Below are 21,048 nucleotides of genomic sequence, written 5' to 3'. Positions count from 1 at the left end.
GTCGGGCCATCCGGGGCGAGCCCGCCCCTTGTTCCTCCTCCCCTGGAGCGTCCATGCTCGCGCGCCGCAGTGTGCTCACCGCCCTCCCCGCCCTGGCACTGGCGGCCTGCGCCGCGCCGACGTCGACTCTTCCCGCGGGCGCGAGGGCTGCGGGCGCGGCCATCGCCGCCGGCCCCGGGGCAGTGCCGGCCCACGGGGCGCCGGAAGCCCCGGCACCCACCGGCCCAGCGCGGCCGCCGCGCCCCGGCCTCGAGCAGGTCGAGCACGAGTTCGCCGGCCGCCTGCCGTCCGCGTGGGGACTCCAGGTTCCCGGCGTCGTGACCCGCGTCGCCGTGGGATCGGTGGCCCTCACCTTCGACGCCTGCGGGGGCCCGGGCGGCGCGGGGTACGACGGCCGGCTCATCGGGACCCTGAGGAAGCACGGGGTCCCCGCGACCCTGTTCCTCAACGCCCGGTGGATCGCCGCGAACCCGGGGGCGGCCGCCGAACTGGCCGCCGATCCCCTGTTCGAGCTCGCGGACCACGGCACGGCCCATCGGCCGCTCTCGGTCACGGGCCGGGCCGCCTACGGCATCCCGGGCACCGCGTCCGTCGCCGCCGTCTACCAGGAGATCCTGTCCAACAGGGCGCACCTCGAGGGACTCGCCCACGCGCCCGGGCCCTGGTACCGCCCGGGCACCGCCTACTACGACGACGTGGCGGCAGATGTGGTCCGCGCCGTCGGCCTCGTCCCCGTGAACTTCTCCCTCAACGGCGACGGCGGGGCCACCTTCTCGCCCGCGCAGGTCGCCACGGAGGTCGCCCGGGCGCGCGCCGGCGACATCGTGATCAGCCATATGAACCACCCGGGTAGGGGGACCGCCCCGGGCTACGAGGCGGCCCTGCCGCGCCTGATCGGGATGGGGATCACCTTCACCACGCTGTCGCGTGCCGGCCTGCCATGGGAATAGCGCCGGCTCCGCGGGTAGAATCGGGGGCGGCCGCGCGCGGACCCGCTGAGAGCGGACGCCGTTTTGACCCGTGTTGAGGCCGCCAACTAAACTGGTGGGGCGCGTAGTGCGCAGCACCACCACCAACACTTCAGCCGGAGTCCGTGCGGCCGCACGTGTCTGGCTGACCGACCAACTATCCACATCGGAGCCCCTACTACATGACCATCACCTCCACGACCTCCTCCACGCCGCAGGTCGCCATCAACGACATCGGCACGCCCGAGGAGTTCCTCGCCGCCGTCGACGCCACCATCAAGTACTTCAACGACGGCGACCTTGTCGAGGGCACCGTTGTCAAGGTCGACCGCGACGAGGTCCTCCTTGACATCGGGTACAAGACGGAGGGTGTCATCCCCTCCCGCGAGCTCTCCATCAAGCACGACGTCGACCCGTCCGAGGTCGTCGCCGTCGGCGATCAGGTCGAGGCCCTCGTTCTCACCAAGGAGGACAAGGAAGGCCGCCTGATCCTGTCCAAGAAGCGCGCACAGTACGAGCGCGCCTGGGGCGACATCGAGAAGATCAAGGAGGAGGACGGCGTCGTCACCGGCACCGTCATCGAGGTGGTCAAGGGTGGTCTCATCCTCGACATCGGCCTCCGTGGCTTCCTCCCGGCCTCGCTGGTCGAGATGCGCCGCGTCCGCGACCTGGCGCCCTACATCGGCCAGAAGCTCGAGGCGAAGATCATCGAGCTCGACAAGAACCGCAACAACGTGGTCCTGTCCCGCCGTGCGTGGCTCGAGCAGACCCAGTCCGAGGTCCGCTCCTCCTTCCTCAACAAGCTCGAGAAGGGCCAGGTCCGCACGGGCGTCGTCTCCTCGATCGTCAACTTCGGTGCGTTCGTGGACCTCGGCGGCGTCGACGGCCTCGTGCACGTCTCGGAGCTGTCCTGGAAGCACATCGACCACCCGTCCGAGGTTGTCGAGGTCGGCCAGGAGGTCACGGTCGAGGTCCTCGAGGTGGATCTGGACCGCGAGCGCGTCTCCCTGTCGCTCAAGGCGACCCAGGAGGATCCGTGGCAGACCTTCGCCCGCACGCATGCGCTGGGCCAGGTCGTCCCGGGCAAGGTCACGAAGCTCGTCCCGTTCGGCGCGTTCGTCCGCGTCGAGGACGGCATCGAGGGCCTCGTGCACATCTCCGAGCTGGCGGTCCGCCACGTGGACCTCGCCGAGCAGGTTGTCTCCGTGGGCGACGAGCTCTTCGTCAAGGTCATCGACATCGACCTCGAGCGTCGCCGCATCTCCCTGTCGCTCAAGCAGGCCAACGAGGGCGTGGACCCGGACTCCACCGAGTTCGACCCGGCGCTCTACGGCATGGCTGCCGAGTACGACGAGGAGGGCAACTACAAGTACCCGGAGGGCTTCGACCCGGAGTCCAACGAGTGGCTCGAGGGCTACGAGACGCAGCGCGCCGCGTGGGAGCAGCAGTACGCCGACGCCCAGGCCCGCTGGGAGGCGCACAAGAAGCAGGTCTCGCAGCACCTTGCCGACGACGCGGCCGCCGCGTCCGGTGGCCACGAGGCGGCGCCGACCACCTACTCCTCCGAGGCCCCGGCGTCCGAGCACGGCACGCTCGCCTCGGACGAGGCACTCGCCGCGCTCCGCGAGAAGCTGACCGGCAACTGATCGTGACCGCGGCCGCCTAGGCCGTCGGTACCGAAACCGCTGGCGAGGGCGGGTCCTGCTCAGGCAGGGCCCGCCCTCGCCGCGTCCCCGGGCCTTTTTCCCCTGACGGCGCTGCGGGCCTGGTCCCTACGGTGGCCGAGGGGGCGGGTTCATCCCCAGCACCCGCCCCCGCCTCAGTGTCCCGGGGGCGCCAGCGTCAGTGCGCCTCCGCCTCTGTGCCAGCTGCTTCAGCGCACATCCACCCAGGAGGTCCCGAGGCCCACGGCCTCGGCAGTCCCGGCCGTCAGGCCGGCGAGCCGCGCCGTGAACTCCGCGGCGTGGGCGTCGGTGTCCGTCAGCGCCACCCGCAGCCTCGCCCCCGCGGCGCCGTAGTCGGTGCCGACCACCAGCACGCCCGCGGCGCGGAGCTCGTTCTCGAGGCGCGGCGCCGCGGCATGCGGCACGTCGATCCCGATGAGCCGGAGCCTCCGGCGGCTCAGGAGCGGGGCGGCGTCCAGCGCCGCCGAGACCGACTCCGAGTACGCCCGCACCAGGCCGCCGGCGCCCAGGAGGATCCCGCCGAAGTACCTCACGACCACGGCAGCGACGTCGCTGAGGTCGGCGACGCCGTCGTGCGTCTGGCGCCGCAGGAGCGCCTCCAGCATCGGGATTCCCGCCGTGCCCGAGGGTTCGCCGTCGTCGCTGCTGCGCTGGGTTGTGCGGTCCGGGCCGAGGACGAACGCGCTGCAGTGGTGGCGCGCATCGTGGTACTCGCGCCGCAGATCGGCGACCAGGGCGCGGGCCTCGTCCTCGGCCGCCACCCGCCGCAGCACGGTGATGAAGCGCGACCGCTTGACCTCGAGCTCGTGCCGGTGCTCCCCGTCGACGGTCGTGTAGGTCGTGGCATGGCTCGGCGTATCGGTCACCGGGCCCAGTCTAGGAGGCGTGGGCCGCGAGGGCGTGCCCGGCTCCACTAGGCTGGTGCCGTGCTGAGAGTGGGCCTGACAGGCGGGATCGCCGCGGGGAAGTCGGAGGTGTCGCGCCGGCTTTCCGAGCGCGGGGCCGTGATCGTGGACGCGGACGTCCTGGCGCGCGAGGCCGTGGCGCCCGGCAGCGACGGGCTCGCCGAGGTCGTCGAGGCGTTCGGGGAGGGGATCCTCGCCCCCGACGGCACGCTCGACCGCGCCGCGCTGGGCGCCGTCGTGTTCGCCGACCCGTCCCGCCGGGAGATGCTCAACGCGATCATCCACCCGCGCGTGCGGGCGCGCGCCGCGCAGCTCGCGGGCGAAGCCGCCGCCGCCGACCCGCACGCCGTCGTGGTCCAGGACATCCCCCTGCTGGTGGAGACCGGGCAGGCGGGCGCGTTCGACGTCGTCGTGGTCGTCGATGCCCCCGACGACGTCCGCCTGGCCAGGCTGCTCGCCCGCAACGGGATGGACGAGGCCGAGGCGAGGTCCCGCATGGCCGCCCAGGCCACGCGCGAGCAGCGCCTCGCCGCCGCGGACCACGTGGTGGCCAACACCGGTTCCCTCCCCGCCCTGCGCGCGGCCGTCGACCGGCTCTGGGACGAGGTGCTCGCGCCCGCGGCCGCCCGGGAGGGCTGAGCACCGGCCCCCGCAGGCCCCGGTGTCAGCCCACGGCGATCGCGCCGCCCTGCGGACACCAGCTGTCCGCTGCCCGGCGTAGATTGGGACCATGAGCCTTGCCCAGGAGATCAACCGCGTCGTCGCGCCCTTCGAGGTGATCAGCGAGTACCAGCCGGCAGGGGACCAGCCGACCGCGATCGCCGAGATCGCCGAGCGCATCCAGAACGGCGAGAAGGACGTGGTGCTCCTCGGCGCGACCGGCACCGGCAAGAGCGCCACGACAGCCTGGGTGATCGAGAAGCTCCAGCGCCCGACCCTCGTCATGGTGCAGAACAAGACCCTCGCGGCGCAGCTGGCCAACGAGTTCCGCGAGCTCCTGCCCAACAACGCCGTCGAGTACTTCGTCTCCTACTACGACTACTACCAGCCCGAGGCCTACGTGCCGCAGTCGGACACCTACATCGAGAAGGACTCCTCGGTCAACGAGGAGGTCGAGCGGCTGCGCCACTCGGCGACGAACGCCCTGCTCACCCGCCGTGACGTGGTCGTGGTCGCGACCGTCTCGTGCATCTACGGCCTGGGCACGCCCGAGGAGTACGTCGCCGGGATGGTCACCCTGCGGCGCGGGATGGAGATGGACCGGGACGCGCTCCTGCGCCGGTTCGTCGCCATGCAGTACGTCCGCAACGACATGGACTTCCACCGCGGCACCTTCCGCGTCCGGGGCGACACGGTCGAGATCATCCCCATGTACGAGGAGCAGGCGCTGCGGATCGAGTTCTTCGGCGACGAGATCGAGTCGATCCATACCCTGCACCCCCTGACGGGCGAGGTGATCCGCGAGGAGACGGAGATGTACGTCTTCCCCGCGAGCCACTACGTCGCCGGACCCGAGCGGATGGCCAAGGCGATCCAGGGCATCGAGGACGAGCTCGCCGAGCGGCTGCAGCTGCTCGAGTCGCAGAACAAGCTCGTCGAGGCCCAGCGGCTGCGCATGCGCACCACCTACGACCTCGAGATGATGCAGCAGATGGGATTCTGCAACGGCATCGAGAACTACTCCCGGCACATCGACGGCCGCGGCCCGGGTACCGCCCCGCACTGCCTCCTGGACTACTTCCCGGACGACTTCCTGCTCGTCATCGACGAGTCCCATGTGACCGTCCCGCAGATCGGGGCCATGTACGAGGGGGACATGTCGCGCAAGCGCACCCTCGTCGAGCACGGCTTCCGGCTGCCCTCAGCGATGGACAACCGCCCCCTGAAGTGGGACGAGTTCCTCGAGCGGATCGGCCAGACCATCTACCTCTCCGCCACCCCCGGCAAGTACGAGCTCGGCAAGGCCGACGGCGTGGTGCAGCAGATCATCCGGCCCACCGGCCTCGTGGACCCCGAGGTGGTGGTCAAGCCGACGAAGGGGCAGATCGACGACCTCCTCGGCGAGATCCGCGACCGGGTCGAGCGGGATGAGCGCGTGCTCGTCACGACCCTCACCAAGCGGATGGCCGAGGACCTCACCGAGTACCTGCTCGGCCACGGCGTCAAGGTCCAGTACCTCCATTCCGACGTCGACACCCTCCGCCGCGTCGAGCTCCTGCGCGAGCTGCGGCTCGGCACGTTCGACGTCCTGGTGGGCATCAACCTCCTCCGCGAAGGCCTGGACCTCCCCGAGGTCTCGCTCGTGAGCATCCTCGATGCCGACAAGGAGGGCTTCCTGCGCTCGGCGACGTCGCTCATCCAGACGATCGGCCGCGCGGCGCGCAACGTCTCCGGACAGGTCCACATGTACGCGGACAAGATCACCGACTCCATGGCCCAGGCCATCGACGAGACGAATCGCCGCCGCGAGATCCAGATGGCGTTCAACAAGGAGCGGGGGATCGATCCCCAGCCCCTGCGCAAGCGGATCGCCGACATCACCGACCAGCTCGCACGCGAGGACCAGGACACCGAGAAGCTGATCAAGCAGTTCGACTACGGCAAGGGCAAGCGCGGGTACTCCGCGGCCCGGGCCGTCGCGGCCGGGCAGGAGACCGTCCGCAAGGACGGGGTCGCGGCCGCCCCGGCCGAGGACCTCATCGGGCTCATCGCGCAGCTGACCGAGCAGATGCACGGCGCCGCCGCAGAGCTCCAGTTCGAGCTCGCAGCCCGCCTGAGGGACGAGGTCTCCGACCTGAAGAAGGAGCTCCGCCAGATGCAGGCGGCCGGACATGCCTGAGCCGGCCGCGCCGGAGCCGGGCACCGCCCGGCCGGCCGGGCCGCGGCCGGGCACTGCGGAACCGGCCGCCCCGGCGCACCGCGGGGTGCAGCGCAGGACCGTCGGCGTGCTGGCCTCCGCACAGCTGCTGAGCGGTCTCGGGAACGGTGCGACGCTCGCGATCGGCTCCCTGCTCGCGGTCCAGTACGGCGGCTCCGACGCGTGGGCCGGGTCGGTGACGACCGTGCTGACCCTCACGGCCGCGGTCGCCGCGCTGCCCCTGGCGGGCCTTGCCGCCGCGAGGGGCCGCCGCACCGCGCTCGTCTCAGGCCTCGCCCTCGCGATGGCCGGCTCGCTCGCCGTCGTGCTCTCGACCGTCGCCTCCTCCTTGGCGCTGCTCCTCGCCGGCGGGGCGCTTCTCGGGGTGGGGACAGCCGTGAACCTCCAGTCGCGCTTCGCGGCCGTCGACCTCGCCGGGGCGGCCCACCGCGGCCGCGACCTCTCGCTCGTCGTCTGGTCGATCACCGTGGGCGCGGTCGCGGGCCCCAACCTCATCCGGCCGGGCGCCGCCCTCGGCACAGCCCTCCACCTGCCCGAGACGGCCGGGCCGTTCGTCATCTCCGTCGCCGGCATGGCCCTGGCCGCCGTGATCCTCCTGTTCGGCCTGCGCCCCGACCCGCTGCTCGAGGCCCGGCGCCGCGCTGGCGTCCGGGAAGGCGTCGCAGACGGGGGCCACACCGGGTCGGGGCGCCGGGGCGGGCAGCCGTGGGCCGCCGCGTTCAGGGGCGGCGTGCGCGCCATCCGGACATCGCCGGACGCCGTCCTCGGCGTCGTCGGCGTCGTGGCCGCCCATGCGGTCATGGTCTCGGTCATGTCGATGACTCCGCTGCACCTCCAGCAGGTCACGGTCGGCGCCATGGCGGGCATGGGCCACGAGGGCCATGTGAGCACCGATTCGTTCGCCCTCATCGGCTTCACGATCTCGCTGCACATCGCCGGGATGTATGCGCTCTCACCGGTCATGGGATGGCTCTCGGACCGCTACGGCCGGCGTCGGGTGCTCGCAGGCGGCCATGGCGTGCTGGTGCTCGCCGTCGCCGTCGCGGCCGTCGGGGCGCCGAGCCCTGCGGCCGTTGCCGTGGGCCTCGTGCTGCTCGGGCTCGGATGGTCGGCGGCGACGATCGCCGGCTCCGCCCTGCTGGCCGAGAGCGTGGAACCGGTCCACCGGGTCCAGGCGCAGGGCGCGAGCGACACCGCCATGGGCCTCGCGGGCGCCGCCGGCGGCGCCCTCTCCGGGGTGGCGATGGCACTCATCGGGTTCGAGGGGCTCGCCCTCGCAGCCGGTGTCCTCAGCGTCGCCGTGCTCGCACTTGCCGTGACGCGGTCCATGGCGGGGCGCCGACGCTTCGATCCGGCCTGACGGACCGGCGGGGCTCAGAACGGGGGCGGTTGCGGAGGCCGTGGTGGTGGGGCCGGGGGCGTGCCGCGCGTGACGTGGGTGCGGCCGAGGCGCGAGGTCCAGACCGTCGTGCCCGCCGCGGCGTCATGCTCCGCTCTCCAGTGCCCGAGCGTCTTGATGCGGTGGTGCTCGGGACAGAGAAGGGCGAGGTTGTCCGGACCTGTGCTGCCGCCGCGTGACCACTCGTGGATGTGGTCTGCCTCCGTGCGGGGGTGCGGGGCATCGCACCCGTGGAAGGTGCACCCGGTGTCTCTGAGCGCGAGGTAGCGGCGCAGCGCGGCTAGGGGCGTGCAGCGGGTGCGGCCGAGCGCCAAGGGGACGCCCGGAGTCCGGGCCGACGACAGCGCCCACCCAGGTGGCCGCGTGGGCCGCCAGCGACCGCGCAGTCTCGGCATCGACGAGCCCATAGCCCTGGATCTCCGCAGGAGCTTCCGCGCGGTTCAGCCCTGCGGCAGGGGAGCCGGGTGTGGTGGAACCAGGTGTAGCGGGACCGGCGCCGGGAAGGAGGGTGCGGTACGGGATGGTCACGACGATCTCCATGCGGACGCCGCCACGTGGCTCGCCCATGCCCCCCGACCTCTCCGCCGCATCCATGGGCGCCCGGCCGCTTCCCGACACCGGCGCCAGGAGGAGGCCCGTGAACGCGTCCACGCGCTTCTGGGCCGTGGTGCGGGGGCCGTCGGCGGCCTGTGCGCGGGCGATGGCCTGCAGCCGGGTGTCGATCATGGCGCCGTCGGCGAGCGGAAGACAGGCGGTGAGGCAGCACATCCCGTCGTCGCAGGGATCGATCTCGACGCGGCGATAGTCGCGCGCCGCACGCGACCGCACGGCCAAGGTGTCGGCGGAGTATTCCTCGGCGAGCCGCCGCAGCGAGCGCCGGAGTGCTGGCACCGATGGCCCTACCCGACCCTGGACCGCCGGCTCATGGGGCGGGGATTCCGGAGCCGGGGAGTCCGAAGCGGCAATCCGGACGGCCCGCGCGGCACGCGGCGGCAGGGACAGCTCGGCGGCGACCTCGGCCGCGGTGAGCGAGAGGGCCTCAAGCCGTTCCATGGGGTCGGCCGAGCCCGCGCCCAGCAGCACGGCGATGCGCCGGACGTCCTTGGCGCGGTCGGCGTGCAGCTGGGACTCCATCGCCCGGACGACCGAGAGCCCGCCCACGAGCGAGTCGATGCGGAAGAGCCGCTCGGCAGCCCGCCGCGCGGGCTCACTCAGGGCCTCCGCGTCGGCCGGAGCGGGGTCCCATGCCTCCACCCAGCTCAGGGGAGGGTCCCCGGCCTCCTCCGCGGGGACGGCCCACGGCGCGCCGTCAGCCGACGGCGACCACTCGCCGTCGTGCGCCGAATCGAAGTGTCCCTCCGTGGACCGATCCCATCACGGGGGGCCGACATTCCTCGGCCGCCCCGTCACCCGCCCAGCGCGGGCTCGGGATCGGCCATCGACAGCAGGCGATCGAAGATGCCCTCGCCATCGTCCGAGATCCCGTCGTGGTGGAAGTCGCCGGTCTCCCAGACGTCGAGCCCGCGGACCCGGGCGGCCGTCTCGAGGGAGAGGGCACGGTCCACGAAGATGTCGTCGCGGTAGACGGCGGCGGCGACCGGCACGTCGTTCGCCCCGAGGCGGACCGGATCGTACAGCGGGCCCCAGTCGAACTTCTCGGCCAGGAGCCGCGCGGTCTCCGCGAGCGGCACGAGCGCGGGGTCCTGCTCGAAGTACCAGGGCATCACCATCTCGCCGAGCAGCAGCGGCTCCACGGCCTCCGGCCGGAATCCGGGATGCTCCTCCAGGACCCTCCACGCGGCCCAGTCGCTGGCCTCGCCCTGGGCGTAGATGGCCTCGTGGAGCACGGCGTAGAGCGGGTTCGGGGCCCGGGTCACGAGGGCGTGCACCTGGGCCAGAAACCCGTCGGAGAGGCGCGCCCCGCCCACGCCGAGGGTGAAGGCGTCCTCGAGCAGGTAGTGGAGCTGGTCCACGCGCGTGTTGCCGCCGAGCAGGCTGCCGACGAGCTGGAACCGCTCGGGCGTGAGCCGCTCGCCGGACGGGAGCCGCTCGTCGGCTGATCCCAGGTGGGACATGACCTCGCCCAGCCGTGCCCTGTCGTCCGGGTACCAGCCGAAGTACTCCGCATTGCGTTCGGCGACCCTGGCATAGGTGGCGCGGTAGACGCGCTCGGCGGGTCCGTCCAGGGGCGCGAGCCCGCCGGTGATGATCGCGCGCCGGACGCCCTGCGGGGCGAGGGAAAGATAGCTGAGGGTGCAGAACCCGCCGAAGCTCTGCCCGAACACGGTCCAGGGCCCGGAGCCGAGCTCGCGCCGGATCACCTCGCAGTCGAGGACGATCGAGTCGGCCCTGAAGTGCGCGAGGTAGGCCGCCTGCTCGGCCGGGCCGCCCCGGCGGGGGAGCGTGGTCCGGTCTGCGGGGGTCGAGAGACCGGTGCCGCGCTGGTCCAGCATGAGGATCCGGAAGTCCCGCGCCGCGGCCTTCATCCAGCCGCTCAGGCCGGTCACGCGGCCGCCCCGACCGCCGGGGCCGCCCTGGAGGAACACGAGCCACGGCAGGCGCTCCACGGAGTCGGCAGGGTGGGCCGCGGAGACGTACTCGCGGGCGAACACCTCGATCAGCTCTCCGTCGGGGCGCCCGTGGTCCAGTGGCACGGCGAATTGATGCTCCACCGTGCGCATCCCGCGGAACTCGTGCGCTCCGAGGACGCGATGGGCCGACGACGCCGCCGCCGCGCCGCCGCGGCGCCGGCCGCCCACCGTAGCGCTCACCCCGCCGACCCCGCGGCGGAGGCCCCGAACTCGGCGAGCGCCCCGCCGGTGACGCGGAACGTGTCCCACTCCTCCATCGGCACGGCCCCGAGGCTGCGGTAGAAGCCGATCGAGGGCTCGTTCCACTTCAGGACGGCCCACTCGACGCGCGCGTAGCCGCGCTCCACGGCGATGCGCGCGAGCTCGGCCAGCAGCGCCTTCCCGTAGCCCCGGCCGCGGGCGGCGGGGCGCACGTAGAGGTCCTCGAGGTAGATCCCGTGGGTGCCCTCCCACGTGGAGTAGTTGAGGAACCACAGGGCGAAGCCCATGACCTCCGGCGAGCCGGCGCCGGCACTGTCCTCGACCACATGGGCGAAGATCGCCGGGTTCTCCCCGAAGAGCTGCGAGGTGAGGGCCTCGGCGGTGTTCCTGACCGCGTCCGGCTCCTTCTCGTACACCGCGAGCTCGTGGATGAGTTCGAGGATGACGGGGACGTCGGCGGGCTCGGCAGGCCGGAGGAGGGCGGTGGTGGAAACGCTCATGCCTCCCAACTTAGCCCCCGAGTCGCCCCACGGAGGTCAGACGGATGACGGCGCTGCCCGCCGCATCGCTCGCGGCCAGGTCGACGTCGGCGGAGAAGCCCCAGTCCCGGTTCCCGGCGGGGTCGTCGAAGATCTGCCGCACGTGCCACACGCCGGGCCCCTCGTCGATGATGAGCAGTTGCGGGCCGCGCGCATCCGGTCCGGTGCCGATGTCCTCGTGCTCGTCGAAGTAGCCGTCCAGGGCGCTCTCCCATTCCGCGACGCCGAAGCCCGCCTCGCCGTCCAGCGCGGCGAGCGCGTCGGAGTCCTCGTCGGCGAAGAGCTCGACCCTGCGGAAGAGCTCGTTGCGCACCATGACCCGGAAGGCCCGCACGTTGGAAGTGAGTGCCGGCGGGGGAGGCGGCGGCGCATCGTGGGCGTGCAGGTCCTTGCCGCTCGTGAGCTCCTCCCATTCGTCCAGGAGCGAGGAGTCGACCTGGCGGACCAGCTCGCCGAGCCACGCAATGAGGTCCTCGAGGTCCTCCCGCAGCGCGTCCTGCGGGACGGTCTGGCGCAGGGCCTTGAACGCGTCCGTGAGGTAGCGCAGCACGATCCCCTCGCTGCGGGCGAGCCCGTAGAACTGCACGAACTCGCCGAAGTCCATGGCCCGCTCGTACATGTCGCGGACCACGGACTTGGGCGCGAGCTCGAAGTCGCCCACCCAGGGCGCGTGCCGGCGGTACGTCTCGAACGCGGCCTCGAGCAGCTCCTTGAGCGGCTCGGGGTAGGTGACGGCGTCGAGCGCGTTCATCCGCTCCGTGTACTCCATGCCCTCGGCCTTCATCGCGGCGACCGCCTCGGTCTTGGCGCGCTTGAGCTGGGCCGAGAGGATCTGCCGCGGCTTCTCGAGCGTCGCCTCGATCACGGAGACCACGTCGAGGGCATACGACGGCGACTCCGGGTCCAGGAGGTCCAGCGCTGCCAGCGCGAAGGGGGAGAGCGGCTGGTTGAGCGCGAAGTTCTCCTGCAGGTCCACGGTCAGCCGCAGCGTGTGCCCGCTCGCGCGCTGGGCGTCGGTGAGCTCGTCCTCGGGGATCCGCTCGACCACTCCGGCGGCCAGGAGCTCGCGGAGGATGCCGAGCGCCCGGCGCATGAGGCGCAGCTGCACGGGCCGGGGCTCGTGGTTCTCGGTGAGCAGCCGGTGCGCGGCGGTGAAGGGATTGCCGGGCCGCGCCATGAGGTTCAGGAGCATCGCGTGGGTCACGGTGAAGCTCGAGCTCAGCGGCTCGGGGGCGGCCTCGACGAGCTTCTCGAACGTGGGGCGCCCCCACGAGACGAACCCCTCCGGCGGCTTCTTCTTCACGACCTGGCGGAGCTTGCGCGCATCGTCGCCGAACTTCGCCCGGGCCTTGTCCATGGCCCGGTTGTTCTCCACGACGTGCTCCGGGGCCTGCACGACGACGGTCCCGGCCGTGTCGTACCCGGCGCGCCCCGCGCGCCCGGCGATCTGGTGGAATTCCCGGGCGTTGAGGTGGCGGGTGCGGGTGCCGTCGAACTTGCTCAGCGCGGTGAGCAGGACGGTGCGGATGGGCACGTTGATGCCGACGCCGAGGGTGTCCGTGCCGCAGATGACCTTGAGCAGGCCGGCCTGGGCGAGCTGCTCGACGAGGCGGCGGTACTTGGGCAGCATGCCGGCGTGGTGGACGCCGATGCCGTGCCGCACCAGACGGTTGAGGGTCTTGCCGAATCCTGCCGCGAACCGGAATCCGGCGATCAGCTCGGCGATCCGGTCCTTCTCCTCCCGGGTGCACATGTTCACGCTCATGAGCTGCTGGGCCCGCTCGATCGCCTCGAGCTGGCTGAAGTGCACCACATAGACGGGGACCTGCTTCGTCGCGAGCAGCTCCTCGAGCGTCTCGTGGACGGGCTTCTCCTCGTAGTAGTAGTGCAGCGGGATGGGCCGTTCCGCGTGGGCGACCACCGTCGTCGTCCGCCCGGTGCGCTCGGTGAGCTCGCGCTCGAAGCGGGCCACGTCCCCGAGGGTCGCGCTCATGAGGAGGAACTGGGCCTGGGGGAGTTCGAGGAGGGGCACCTGCCAGGCCCAGCCGCGCTGCGGGTCCGAGTAGAAGTGGAACTCGTCCATGACCACCGGCCCGAGGTCGGCGGCGTCGCCGAGGCGGAGGGCATGGTTGGCGAGGATCTCGGCGGTGCAGCAGATGATCGGGGCATCCGGGTTCACCGAGGAGTCGCCCGTGACCATGCCGACGTTCTCGGCGCCGAAGATCTCGCACAGCGCGAAGAACTTCTCCGACACGAGCGCCTTGATCGGCGCGGTGTAGTAGCTGCGCTGGCCCGTCGCGAGGCCGTGGAAGTGCGCCGCGACGGCCACGAGGGACTTGCCGGACCCCGTCGGCGTCGCGAGGATCACGTTCGAGCCCGAGACGATCTCGAGCACCGCCTCCTCCTGCGCGGGATAGAGGGAGAGCCCGCGGCCCTCCGTCCAGCCCACGAACGCGTCGTAGACCTCGTCCGGCAGGGACTGTCCGGAGTCGGGGCGGGAGGACGGCGAGGGGATCAGGGTGTCGAGTCGCATGGCGCCCCCAGACTATCCGGATTAGCGTGGTCCCATGAGTTCGCCCACGTGGGACCCGGCCCTCTACACCGCCTTCGGGGACCACCGCTCGAGGCCCTTCTACGACCTCACCGGACGCATCGCTGCCGAGGCGCCCCGCCGCGTCGTCGACCTCGGCTGCGGCCCGGGCGAGCTCACCGCGACCCTCGCCGAGCGCTGGCCGGACGCGCTCGTGGAGGGGCTGGACAGCTCGCAGGAGATGCTCGACGCCGCCCGCTCGCGCTTCGCGGGACACGACCGGCTCTCGTTCCGTCAGGGCGACATCCTGCACTGGGAGCCGGAGGACGACGTCGACGTGGTCGTCTCGAACGCCGCCCTCCACTGGGTGCCCGGCCACCAGGGCCTCATGGGCCGCTGGCTCGAGCAACTGGGGCCCGGCGCGTGGCTGGCGGTCCAGGTGCCGGGCAACTTCACCGCCCCCTCCCACGCCCTCATGCGCGAGCTGGCCGAGTCCTCGCAGTGGGACCACCGCCTGCGCGGAGTGCTCCGCCACACCGACCCCGTGTCCGAGCCGCGCGCCTACCTCGGGCTCATGCTCGACGCAGGGTGGGAGGCGGACGTGTGGGAGACGACGTACTGCCAGGTGCTGACCGGGGAGGACGCCGTCCTGAACTGGGTGCGCGGGACGGGCCTGCGCCCGGTGCTCGATGCGCTCTCTCCCGAAGAGGCCGCCCAGTTCGAGGAGCAGTACAACCAGCTCCTCTACGACGCGTACCCCTCGTCCGAGCGGGACGGGGTCCTCACGACCGTCTACCCCTTCCGGCGGATCTTCTGCGTGGGGCGCCGGCCCGGGCGGCCCTAGGCCCCGGCCTGCCCCCCAGGCCCAGGAGCCGCGCGCCGTTCTCCCACAGGACCTTGCGCATCCACTCGTCGCCGAGGCCCAGACGCGCGAGCGCGTCGAGCTGGTGGGCGTAGGGATACGGGATGTTCGGGAAGTCGGAGCCCAGGACCACCCGGTCCGCCAGCTCGGCGAGCCGGTCGGGGAACCCGTCCGGGAGCGGCGCGAACCGCTCGGTGAAGTCCGTGGCGGACATCGTCGTGTCGAGGTGCACGTTGGGGTAGGCGGCCGCGAGGTCGGCGAACTCCCAGTACTCCGGCATGCCCAGGTGCGCGACCACGAGGGTGAGCCGGGGGTGCCGGTCCAGGAGGACCCGGACCCGCTGCGGCCCGGTGAACTCCCCGGGGAGCGGCCTGGACCCCGCGTGCATGACCACAGGCACCCCGGCCTCCTCAAGCTGGGACCAGGCCGACTCGAGCAGCGGATCGTCCGGTCCGAAGCCGCCCACCTGCAGGTGGACCTTGAACAGGCGGGCCCCCGCCGCGAGGGCGCGGCCGACGTAGTCGCCCGCCTCGGGCTCCGGATACAGCGTGCCGCAGCGGACCGCGTCGGGGACACGCCGGGCGAAGTCGGCGCACCAGTCGTTGAGCCAGGCGGCCATGCCCGGCTTGTGCGCGTACGTGAGCGCTGGGATCGCTGCCAGTCCGAGGCTGCGCGCGATCCGCAGGCGCTCCTCCTCGTCGGCCCGGTAGGCGATCGGCCATGCCCATCCGTACCGGTCCTCCGCCGCATCGAAGTAGGCCCAGACCTTCTCCAGCATGGTCGGGGGGAGGAAGTGCACGTGGACGTCGGCGAGCGCCGGGATGCCGAGGCGTTCCAGGTAGGCGGGGATCTCGGCGTCCGTGGCCGGACCGGGAGTGGCGCGCATGCGGGCTACCAGCCCCGCTCCTTCCACTCGGCCAGGTGCGGCCGCTCGGCGCCCAGCGTGGTGGGCTTCCCGTGCCCGGGGTGGACCTCGGACTCGTCCGGGTAGGCGCCGAAGAGGCGCTCGACGACGTCGCCGTAGAGGAGCGCGAAGCGGTCCGGGTCCTTCTGAGTGTTCCCCACGCCGCCGGGGAAGAGCGAGTCGCCGGAGAAGATGAGGGGCGCGGAGCCGGGCTCGGACAGCACATAGGCGATCGATCCCGGCGTGTGCCCGCGCAGGTGGACGGCGGTGAGCTCGAACCCGTCGAAGGTGCCCACGTCGCCGTGATCGAGGACCACGCCCACCGGGGCAGGGATCCCGGCCACGTCCTGCCGGCCGGCGGCGACCGGGGCGCCCGTCTCCTCGACGAGCCCCTCGAGCGCGCGGACGTGGTCCCAGTGCTGGTGCGTCGTCGCGATCAGGGCGAGCTTCGCGGGGGCGTCCGCGTCCGCCGCGCCCTCCGCGAGCAGGGTGCGGATGGCCGGAAGGTCGTCGGCCGCGTCGATGAGGACCTGGGCCCCGGAGGCCTTCGCCGTGATGAGGTAGACGTTGTTGTCCATGTCGCTGACGGAGATCCGGCGCACCGTGACGCGCCCGAGGTCTTTCACGAGGGTGCTCATGGACGCCACCCTAGGCGGCTTCGCTACGCTGGGCCAATGGCAGTGGGTGATTTCCCGGGGCGGTGGCGCCCCAACGCGGAGCTGGCCGTGCCGCTCTTCGAGCAGCTCCGCCGGCACATCCTGGCGCTCGTGGACGAGGGCGGCCTGGGGGTCGGCGCGAAGCTCCCGTCGGTGCGCGCGCTCGCGGGAGAGCTGGGGGTCGCGCCGCACACCGTGGCGCGCGCCTACCGGGAACTCGAGGAGGCCGGCGTCCTCGCGACGGCAGGGCGGGCAGGCACCACGGTGGCCCCCCGCGGCCAGCGGGACGAGGAGCTCGCGGCGGCCGCGGCGGCCTTCGCGGGCACCGCGGCAGCGCGGGGCTGCTCGCTCGCCGACGCGGTCGCCCTGGTCACCGCGGCGTATGCCGCCAGGGACCGCCCGCAGGCCGGGTGAGCCCAAGGTCACATCGAAGACATTTTCGAATTTCGATCCAGTCCACTAGCATAGTCAGGTGCAGAGTCTGCCCACACTCAACGAGTCCACGTCCGAGCAGGAGACCGTCCTGGATGGCGAGCGGACGGGGCCTTCCACCGCCGCAGCCGTGCTCCAGGACAGCCTGACGCCGCACGACCAGTCCCGCCTCGTCGTCAAGGGCGCCCGCGAGCACAACCTCCGCAACGTCAGCCTGGACCTGCCGCGCGACGCGATGATCGTCTTCACCGGGCTCTCGGGTTCGGGGAAGTCCTCGCTCGCCTTCGACACGATCTTCGCCGAGGGCCAGCGCCGGTACGTCGAGTCCCTCTCCGCCTACGCCCGCCAGTTCCTCGGCCAGGTGGACAAGCCCGATGTCGACTTCATCGAGGGCCTCTCGCCGGCCGTGTCGATCGACCAGAAGTCCACGAGCAAGAACCCCCGCTCGACGGTGGGCACGATCACCGAGATCTACGACTACATGCGCCTCCTCTGGGCGCGCGTCGGGCGCCCGCACTGCCCGATCTGCCACGAGCCGGTGACCCGCCAGACCCCGCAGCAGATCGTCGACCAGCTCCTCGAGATGCCGGAGGGCACCCGCTTCCAGCTGCTCGCCCCCGTGGTGCGCGGCCGCAAGGGCGAGTTCGTGGACCTGTTCAAGGAGCTGGCCGCCAAGGGCTACTCCCGGGCCCGGGTCGACGGCTCGCTCGTGCAGCTCTCCGACCCGCCCAAGCTCGGCAAGCAGTTCAAGCACACCATCGAGGTCGTCATCGACCGGCTCGTGGTCAAGGAGGGCATCCGCCAGCGCCTCGCCGATTCGGTGGAGACGGCGCTCGGCCTCGCCGAGGGGCGCGTCCTCGCCGACTTCGTGGACCTCGACGAGGACGACGACGTGCGGCTGCGGGCGTTCTCGGAGCACCTCGCGTGCCCCAACGAGCATCCCCTCGCGATCGACGAGATCGAGCCGCGCTCCTTCTCCTTCAACAACCCGTTCGGCGCCTGCCCGGCGTGCACCGGCATCGGCACCAAGCTCGAGGTCGATGTCGACCTCGTCGTGCCCGACGCGCAGCTGAGCCTCTCCGAGGGCGCGATCGCCCCCTGGTCGCTGGGCACGGCAACCCAGGAGTACTGGACGAGGCTCCTCGCGGGCCTCGCCGACGAGCTCGGCTTCTCCATGACCACCCCGTGGCACAGCCTGCCGGAGTACGCCCGCGACGCGGTGCTGTTCGGCAAGGACCACAAGGTCGTCGTCCAGTACCGCAACCGGTTCGGCCGGGAGCGCAAGTACAGCACCGGGTTCGAGGGCGCCGTCTCCTACATCCAGCGCAAGCACCTCGAGACCGAGTCGGACTCCGCCCGCGACCGGTACGAGGAGTACATGCGGGAGATCCCGTGCCCCGAGTGCGGCGGCGCGCGGCTGAATCCCGCCTCGCTCTCGGTCCTGGTCGGCGGCCGGTCCATCGCCGACGTCAGCAGGCTGCCGCTCCAGGAGGCGAGGACCTTCCTCGCCACCCTCGACCTCACGCGGCGCGAGGAGCAGATCGCCGCCCAGGTCCTCAAGGAGATCGACGCGCGCCTGCGCTTCCTCCTCGACGTGGGGCTCGAGTACCTCAACCTCGAGCGCGCGGCCGGAACGCTCTCCGGCGGCGAGGCGCAGCGCATCAGGCTCGCGACCCAGATCGGCTCCGGCCTTGTCGGAGTCCTGTACGTCCTGGACGAGCCCAGCATCGGCCTGCACCAGCGCGACAACCGCCGGCTCATCGAGACCCTCACCCGGCTCCGCGACCTCGGGAACACGCTCATCGTCGTCGAGCACGACGAGGACACGATCCACGAGGCCGACTGGATCGTCGACATCGGTCCGGGCGCGGGCGAGCACGGGGGAGAGGTCGTCCACTCCGGCACGCTTGAGGACCTCAAGGCCAACACGGCCTCCCTCACCGGGGACTACCTCTCCGGGCGGCGCTCCATCGAGATCCCGGCCAAGCGCCGCAAGGTGGACCGCAAGCGCCAGCTCAAGGTCGTGGGCGCGCGCGAGCACAACCTGCAGGGCGTCGACATCGCCTTCCCCCTCGGGGTGCTCACCGCGGTCACCGGCGTGAGCGGCTCCGGGAAGTCCACGCTCGTCAACGACATCCTCTACAAGGTGCTCGCCAACCGCCTCAACGGTGCCAAGCAGGTGGCCGGCCGCCACACGCGCATCGAGGGCCTCGAGCACCTCGACAAGGTCATCCACGTCGACCAGAGCCCGATCGGGCGCACCCCGCGGTCCAACCCCGCGACCTACACGGGCGTGTTCGACCACATCCGGAAGCTGTTCGCCGAGACGAACGAGGCGAAGGTCCGCGGCTACATGCCCGGCCGCTTCTCGTTCAACGTCAAGGGCGGCCGCTGCGAGGCCTGCAGCGGCGACGGCACCATCAAGATCGAGATGAACTTCCTCCCGGACGTGTACGTGCCCTGCGAGGTGTGCCACGGGGCCCGCTACAACCGCGAGACCCTCGAGGTGCACTACAAGGGCAAGACCATCGCGGACGTGCTGAACATGCCGATCGACGAGGCCGCCGAGTTCTTCGCGGCGTTCACCCCGATCGCGCGGCACCTGAACACCCTGGTCGACGTGGGCCTCGGCTACGTCCGGCTCGGGCAGCCGGCCACGACCCTCTCCGGCGGCGAGGCCCAGCGGGTCAAGCTCGCCGCCGAGCTCCAGAAGCGCTCCAACGGGCGCAGCGCCTACGTCCTCGACGAGCCGACCACCGGCCTGCACTTCGAGGACATCCGCAAGCTGCTCCTCGTCCTGCAGTCCCTCGTCGAGAAGGGCAACACGGTGATCACGATCGAGCACAACCTCGACGTCATCAAGAGCGCCGACTGGATCATCGACCTCGGCCCCAACGGCGGCTCGGGCGGCGGCCGGATCGTGGCCACCGGCACGCCCGAGCAGGTGTCGCGGGTGGAGGGCAGCTACACCGGCACGTTCCTCGCCGAGATCCTCGGCGGCCAAGGGTAGCCACGCGGGCCCGAACATGAGCGCCGCGGCATGGACCGGATGGTCCATGCCGCGGCGTTCATGGCATGCGGGTGTTGGTTTCGGTCCGGCGGAGACGATGTGCGAGACTGTCCCGGTGACTGACAGCCCCGCGCTCGCGATCTTCGATCTGGACGGAACCCTCATCGACCCGGCGGGGAGCATCACCGGCGGCATCGCCTTCGCCCTCGGGGCCCACGGGCTGCCCGTCCCCGACGACGAGACCCTCTCGAGCATGGTGGGACCGCCTCTGCTGGAGTCCCTGCGCCGGCTCGCCGACGTGCCCGAGGAGACGCTCCCGGCGGTCGTCCACACCTACCGCCGGCGCTACATCTCGCACGGGATTGACCAGAGCCGGCCCTACCCCGGCATCCCCGAGCTGCTCGGCCGCCTGCGGGCCGAGGGCGTGCACCTCGCGGTCGCCACCCAGAAGCCGCAGAACCTCGCCGAGCGCCTCCTGCGCGCCCAGGGCCTCGATGTCCACTTCCACAGCATCCACGGCGCGCCCGACGACGAGACGCTCCCGCCCGCCACGGACGGGAAGGCCGGGATCGTCCGCGCGGCCCTCGAGACCAACCACGGCAGCGCCCGGCGCTCGGTCATGATCGGGGACCGGCGCCACGATGCGGCCGGCGCGGCCGCCAACGGCGTTCCCTGCATCGGCGTCCGCTGGGGCTTCGCCCCCGAGGGCGAACTCGCGTCCCTTGACCTGGCCGCCGCGGTCGGTGACGCCGACGAGCTCGGGCGGGCGATCGACGTCGTGCTCCACCGCGCACCGGAGGCCGCCACGTGCTGATCTACTCCATGACCCGGCAGAGCATCCGGGGCCTCATCGGCGGCCTCTGCCGCCCCACCGTCACGGGACTGGAGAACGTCCCGGAGAGCGGGCCCTTCATCGTGGCCTCCAACCACCTCTCCTTCCTCGACTCCGTCATCATCCAGGCGCTCATGCCCCGCGGCGTCGCGTTCTTCGCGAAGGCCGAGTACTTCACCGGCAAGGGCGTCAAGGGCAGGCTCATGAAGGCCTTCTTCGAGGGCGTGGGATCGATCCCCGTGGAGCGCGGCGAGCAGGCCGCGAGCGTTGCCGCGCTCAAGACCCTGCTCGACATCCTCGACCAGGGCGACGCGATCGGCATCTACCCCGAGGGCACCCGCTCCCGCGACGGACTCCTCTACCGCGGCCGGACCGGCGTGGGCTGGCTCGCGCTCACGACCGGGGCCCCCGTGGTCCCGGTCGGGCTCGTCGGCACGGAGAACCTCCAGCCCGCCGGCAAGAACGCCATCCGGCCCCAGCACTTCGAGATGCGTGTCGGCGAGCCCCTGTGGTTCGAGAAGACCGGCCCGGACCACTCGCTGCCGCTGCGCCGCGAGGCCACCGACCGGATCATGGACGCCATCGCGGCGCTCAGCGGCCAGGAGCGGGCGGCCGGCTACAACAAGCCGCCGGCGCACTAGCGGGGCCCGGCCCCG

The 21,048-nt window shown here is 72.0% G+C and carries 17 protein-coding genes; 10 read left to right on the top strand and 7 right to left on the bottom strand.

From position 1 onward, the window contains the following. Window positions 1-53: 53 nt before the first annotated feature. The gene (locus J2W20_RS09105) at window positions 54-950 is read left to right on the top strand and encodes a polysaccharide deacetylase family protein (RefSeq protein WP_307006208.1); all 897 of its coding nucleotides are present in this window, start codon (window positions 54-56) and stop codon (window positions 948-950) included. Between the two features lie 200 nt (window positions 951-1,150). Then, window positions 1,151-2,614, top strand: a complete 1,464-nt coding sequence (rpsA, locus tag J2W20_RS09100; protein ID WP_307006207.1) for a 30S ribosomal protein S1 — start codon at window positions 1,151-1,153, stop codon at window positions 2,612-2,614. 227 nt (window positions 2,615-2,841) lie between these two features. On the opposite strand, the gene J2W20_RS09095 is transcribed toward rpsA, so the two are convergent. Further along, window positions 2,842-3,519, bottom strand: a complete 678-nt coding sequence (locus J2W20_RS09095; protein WP_307006206.1) for an IMPACT family protein — start codon at window positions 3,517-3,519, stop codon at window positions 2,842-2,844. A 60-nt stretch (window positions 3,520-3,579) separates the two neighbouring features. Here J2W20_RS09095 and coaE point away from each other — a divergent pair, with 60 nt between their 5' ends. From coaE to J2W20_RS09080, 3 genes are all read left to right on the top strand, one after another. After that, on the top strand, window positions 3,580-4,197 hold the full coding sequence (coaE, locus tag J2W20_RS09090) for a dephospho-CoA kinase (RefSeq protein ID WP_307006205.1): 618 nt from the start codon (window positions 3,580-3,582) through the stop codon (window positions 4,195-4,197). Window positions 4,198-4,288: 91 nt separating this feature from the next. Next, a complete protein-coding gene (uvrB, locus tag J2W20_RS09085) occupies window positions 4,289-6,397 on the top strand; it encodes an excinuclease ABC subunit UvrB (RefSeq protein ID WP_307006204.1) in 2,109 nt (702 codons plus the stop codon). Continuing rightward, window positions 6,390-7,796, top strand: a complete 1,407-nt coding sequence (locus tag J2W20_RS09080) for an MFS transporter (RefSeq protein WP_307006203.1) — start codon at window positions 6,390-6,392, stop codon at window positions 7,794-7,796. Before uvrB ends, J2W20_RS09080 begins: the two co-directional genes overlap by 8 nt. Window positions 7,797-7,810: 14 nt before the next feature. Here J2W20_RS09080 and J2W20_RS19210 read toward each other — a convergent pair whose 3' ends face one another. From J2W20_RS19210 to J2W20_RS09065, 4 genes are all read right to left on the bottom strand, one after another. Continuing rightward, window positions 7,811-8,230, bottom strand: coding sequence for an HNH endonuclease signature motif containing protein (locus J2W20_RS19210; protein WP_373457991.1), 420 nt, complete (start codon window positions 8,228-8,230; stop codon window positions 7,811-7,813). A 1,011-nt stretch (window positions 8,231-9,241) separates the two neighbouring features. Then, a complete protein-coding gene (locus tag J2W20_RS09075; RefSeq protein WP_307006374.1) occupies window positions 9,242-10,516 on the bottom strand; it encodes an alpha/beta fold hydrolase in 1,275 nt (424 codons plus the stop codon). An 86-nt stretch (window positions 10,517-10,602) separates the two neighbouring features. Continuing rightward, a complete protein-coding gene (locus J2W20_RS09070) occupies window positions 10,603-11,127 on the bottom strand; it encodes a GNAT family N-acetyltransferase (protein WP_307006202.1) in 525 nt (174 codons plus the stop codon). 10 nt (window positions 11,128-11,137) lie between these two features. Next, window positions 11,138-13,699, bottom strand: a complete 2,562-nt coding sequence (locus J2W20_RS09065; protein ID WP_307006201.1) for a DEAD/DEAH box helicase — start codon at window positions 13,697-13,699, stop codon at window positions 11,138-11,140. A gap of 34 nt (window positions 13,700-13,733) precedes the next feature. On the opposite strand from J2W20_RS09065, the gene J2W20_RS09060 reads away from it, so the two are divergent. Then, window positions 13,734-14,540 (top strand): trans-aconitate 2-methyltransferase, encoded by an 807-nt coding sequence (locus J2W20_RS09060; RefSeq protein ID WP_307006200.1) that lies wholly within the window; start codon window positions 13,734-13,736, stop codon window positions 14,538-14,540. On the opposite strand, the gene J2W20_RS09055 is transcribed toward J2W20_RS09060, so the two are convergent. Further along, complete coding sequence (locus J2W20_RS09055; protein WP_307006199.1) at window positions 14,479-15,444, bottom strand: amidohydrolase family protein; 966 nt, start codon at window positions 15,442-15,444, stop codon at window positions 14,479-14,481. The genes J2W20_RS09060 and J2W20_RS09055 overlap by 62 nt on opposite strands. Before the next feature lie 5 nt (window positions 15,445-15,449). Next, window positions 15,450-16,100: an MBL fold metallo-hydrolase gene (locus tag J2W20_RS09050; RefSeq protein ID WP_307006198.1), complete on the bottom strand. Its 651-nt coding sequence runs from the start codon at window positions 16,098-16,100 to the stop codon at window positions 15,450-15,452. 36 nt (window positions 16,101-16,136) lie between these two features. On the opposite strand from J2W20_RS09050, the gene J2W20_RS09045 reads away from it, so the two are divergent. The 4 genes from J2W20_RS09045 to J2W20_RS09030 all read left to right on the top strand — a co-directional run bounded on the left by J2W20_RS09045 (window position 16,137) and on the right by J2W20_RS09030 (window position 21,033). Beyond that, the gene (locus J2W20_RS09045; RefSeq protein ID WP_307006197.1) at window positions 16,137-16,532 is read left to right on the top strand and encodes a GntR family transcriptional regulator; all 396 of its coding nucleotides are present in this window, start codon (window positions 16,137-16,139) and stop codon (window positions 16,530-16,532) included. Window positions 16,533-16,680: 148 nt separating this feature from the next. Next, a complete protein-coding gene (gene uvrA, locus J2W20_RS09040) occupies window positions 16,681-19,560 on the top strand; it encodes an excinuclease ABC subunit UvrA (RefSeq protein WP_307006373.1) in 2,880 nt (959 codons plus the stop codon). 115 nt (window positions 19,561-19,675) lie between these two features. Next, window positions 19,676-20,374, top strand: a complete 699-nt coding sequence (locus tag J2W20_RS09035) for an HAD hydrolase-like protein (RefSeq protein ID WP_307006196.1) — start codon at window positions 19,676-19,678, stop codon at window positions 20,372-20,374. Window positions 20,375-20,382: 8 nt separating this feature from the next. Beyond that, window positions 20,383-21,033, top strand: a complete 651-nt coding sequence (locus tag J2W20_RS09030) for a lysophospholipid acyltransferase family protein (protein ID WP_307006372.1) — start codon at window positions 20,383-20,385, stop codon at window positions 21,031-21,033. Window positions 21,034-21,048 lie beyond the last annotated feature (15 nt).

The sequence above is a fragment of the Sinomonas atrocyanea genome (assembly GCF_030812675.1).
GTDB lineage: Bacteria > Actinomycetota > Actinomycetes > Actinomycetales > Micrococcaceae > Sinomonas > Sinomonas atrocyanea_B.
Note: the sequence above shows the minus strand (reverse complement) of the source record. Positions and strands in the feature narration are given on the sequence as shown.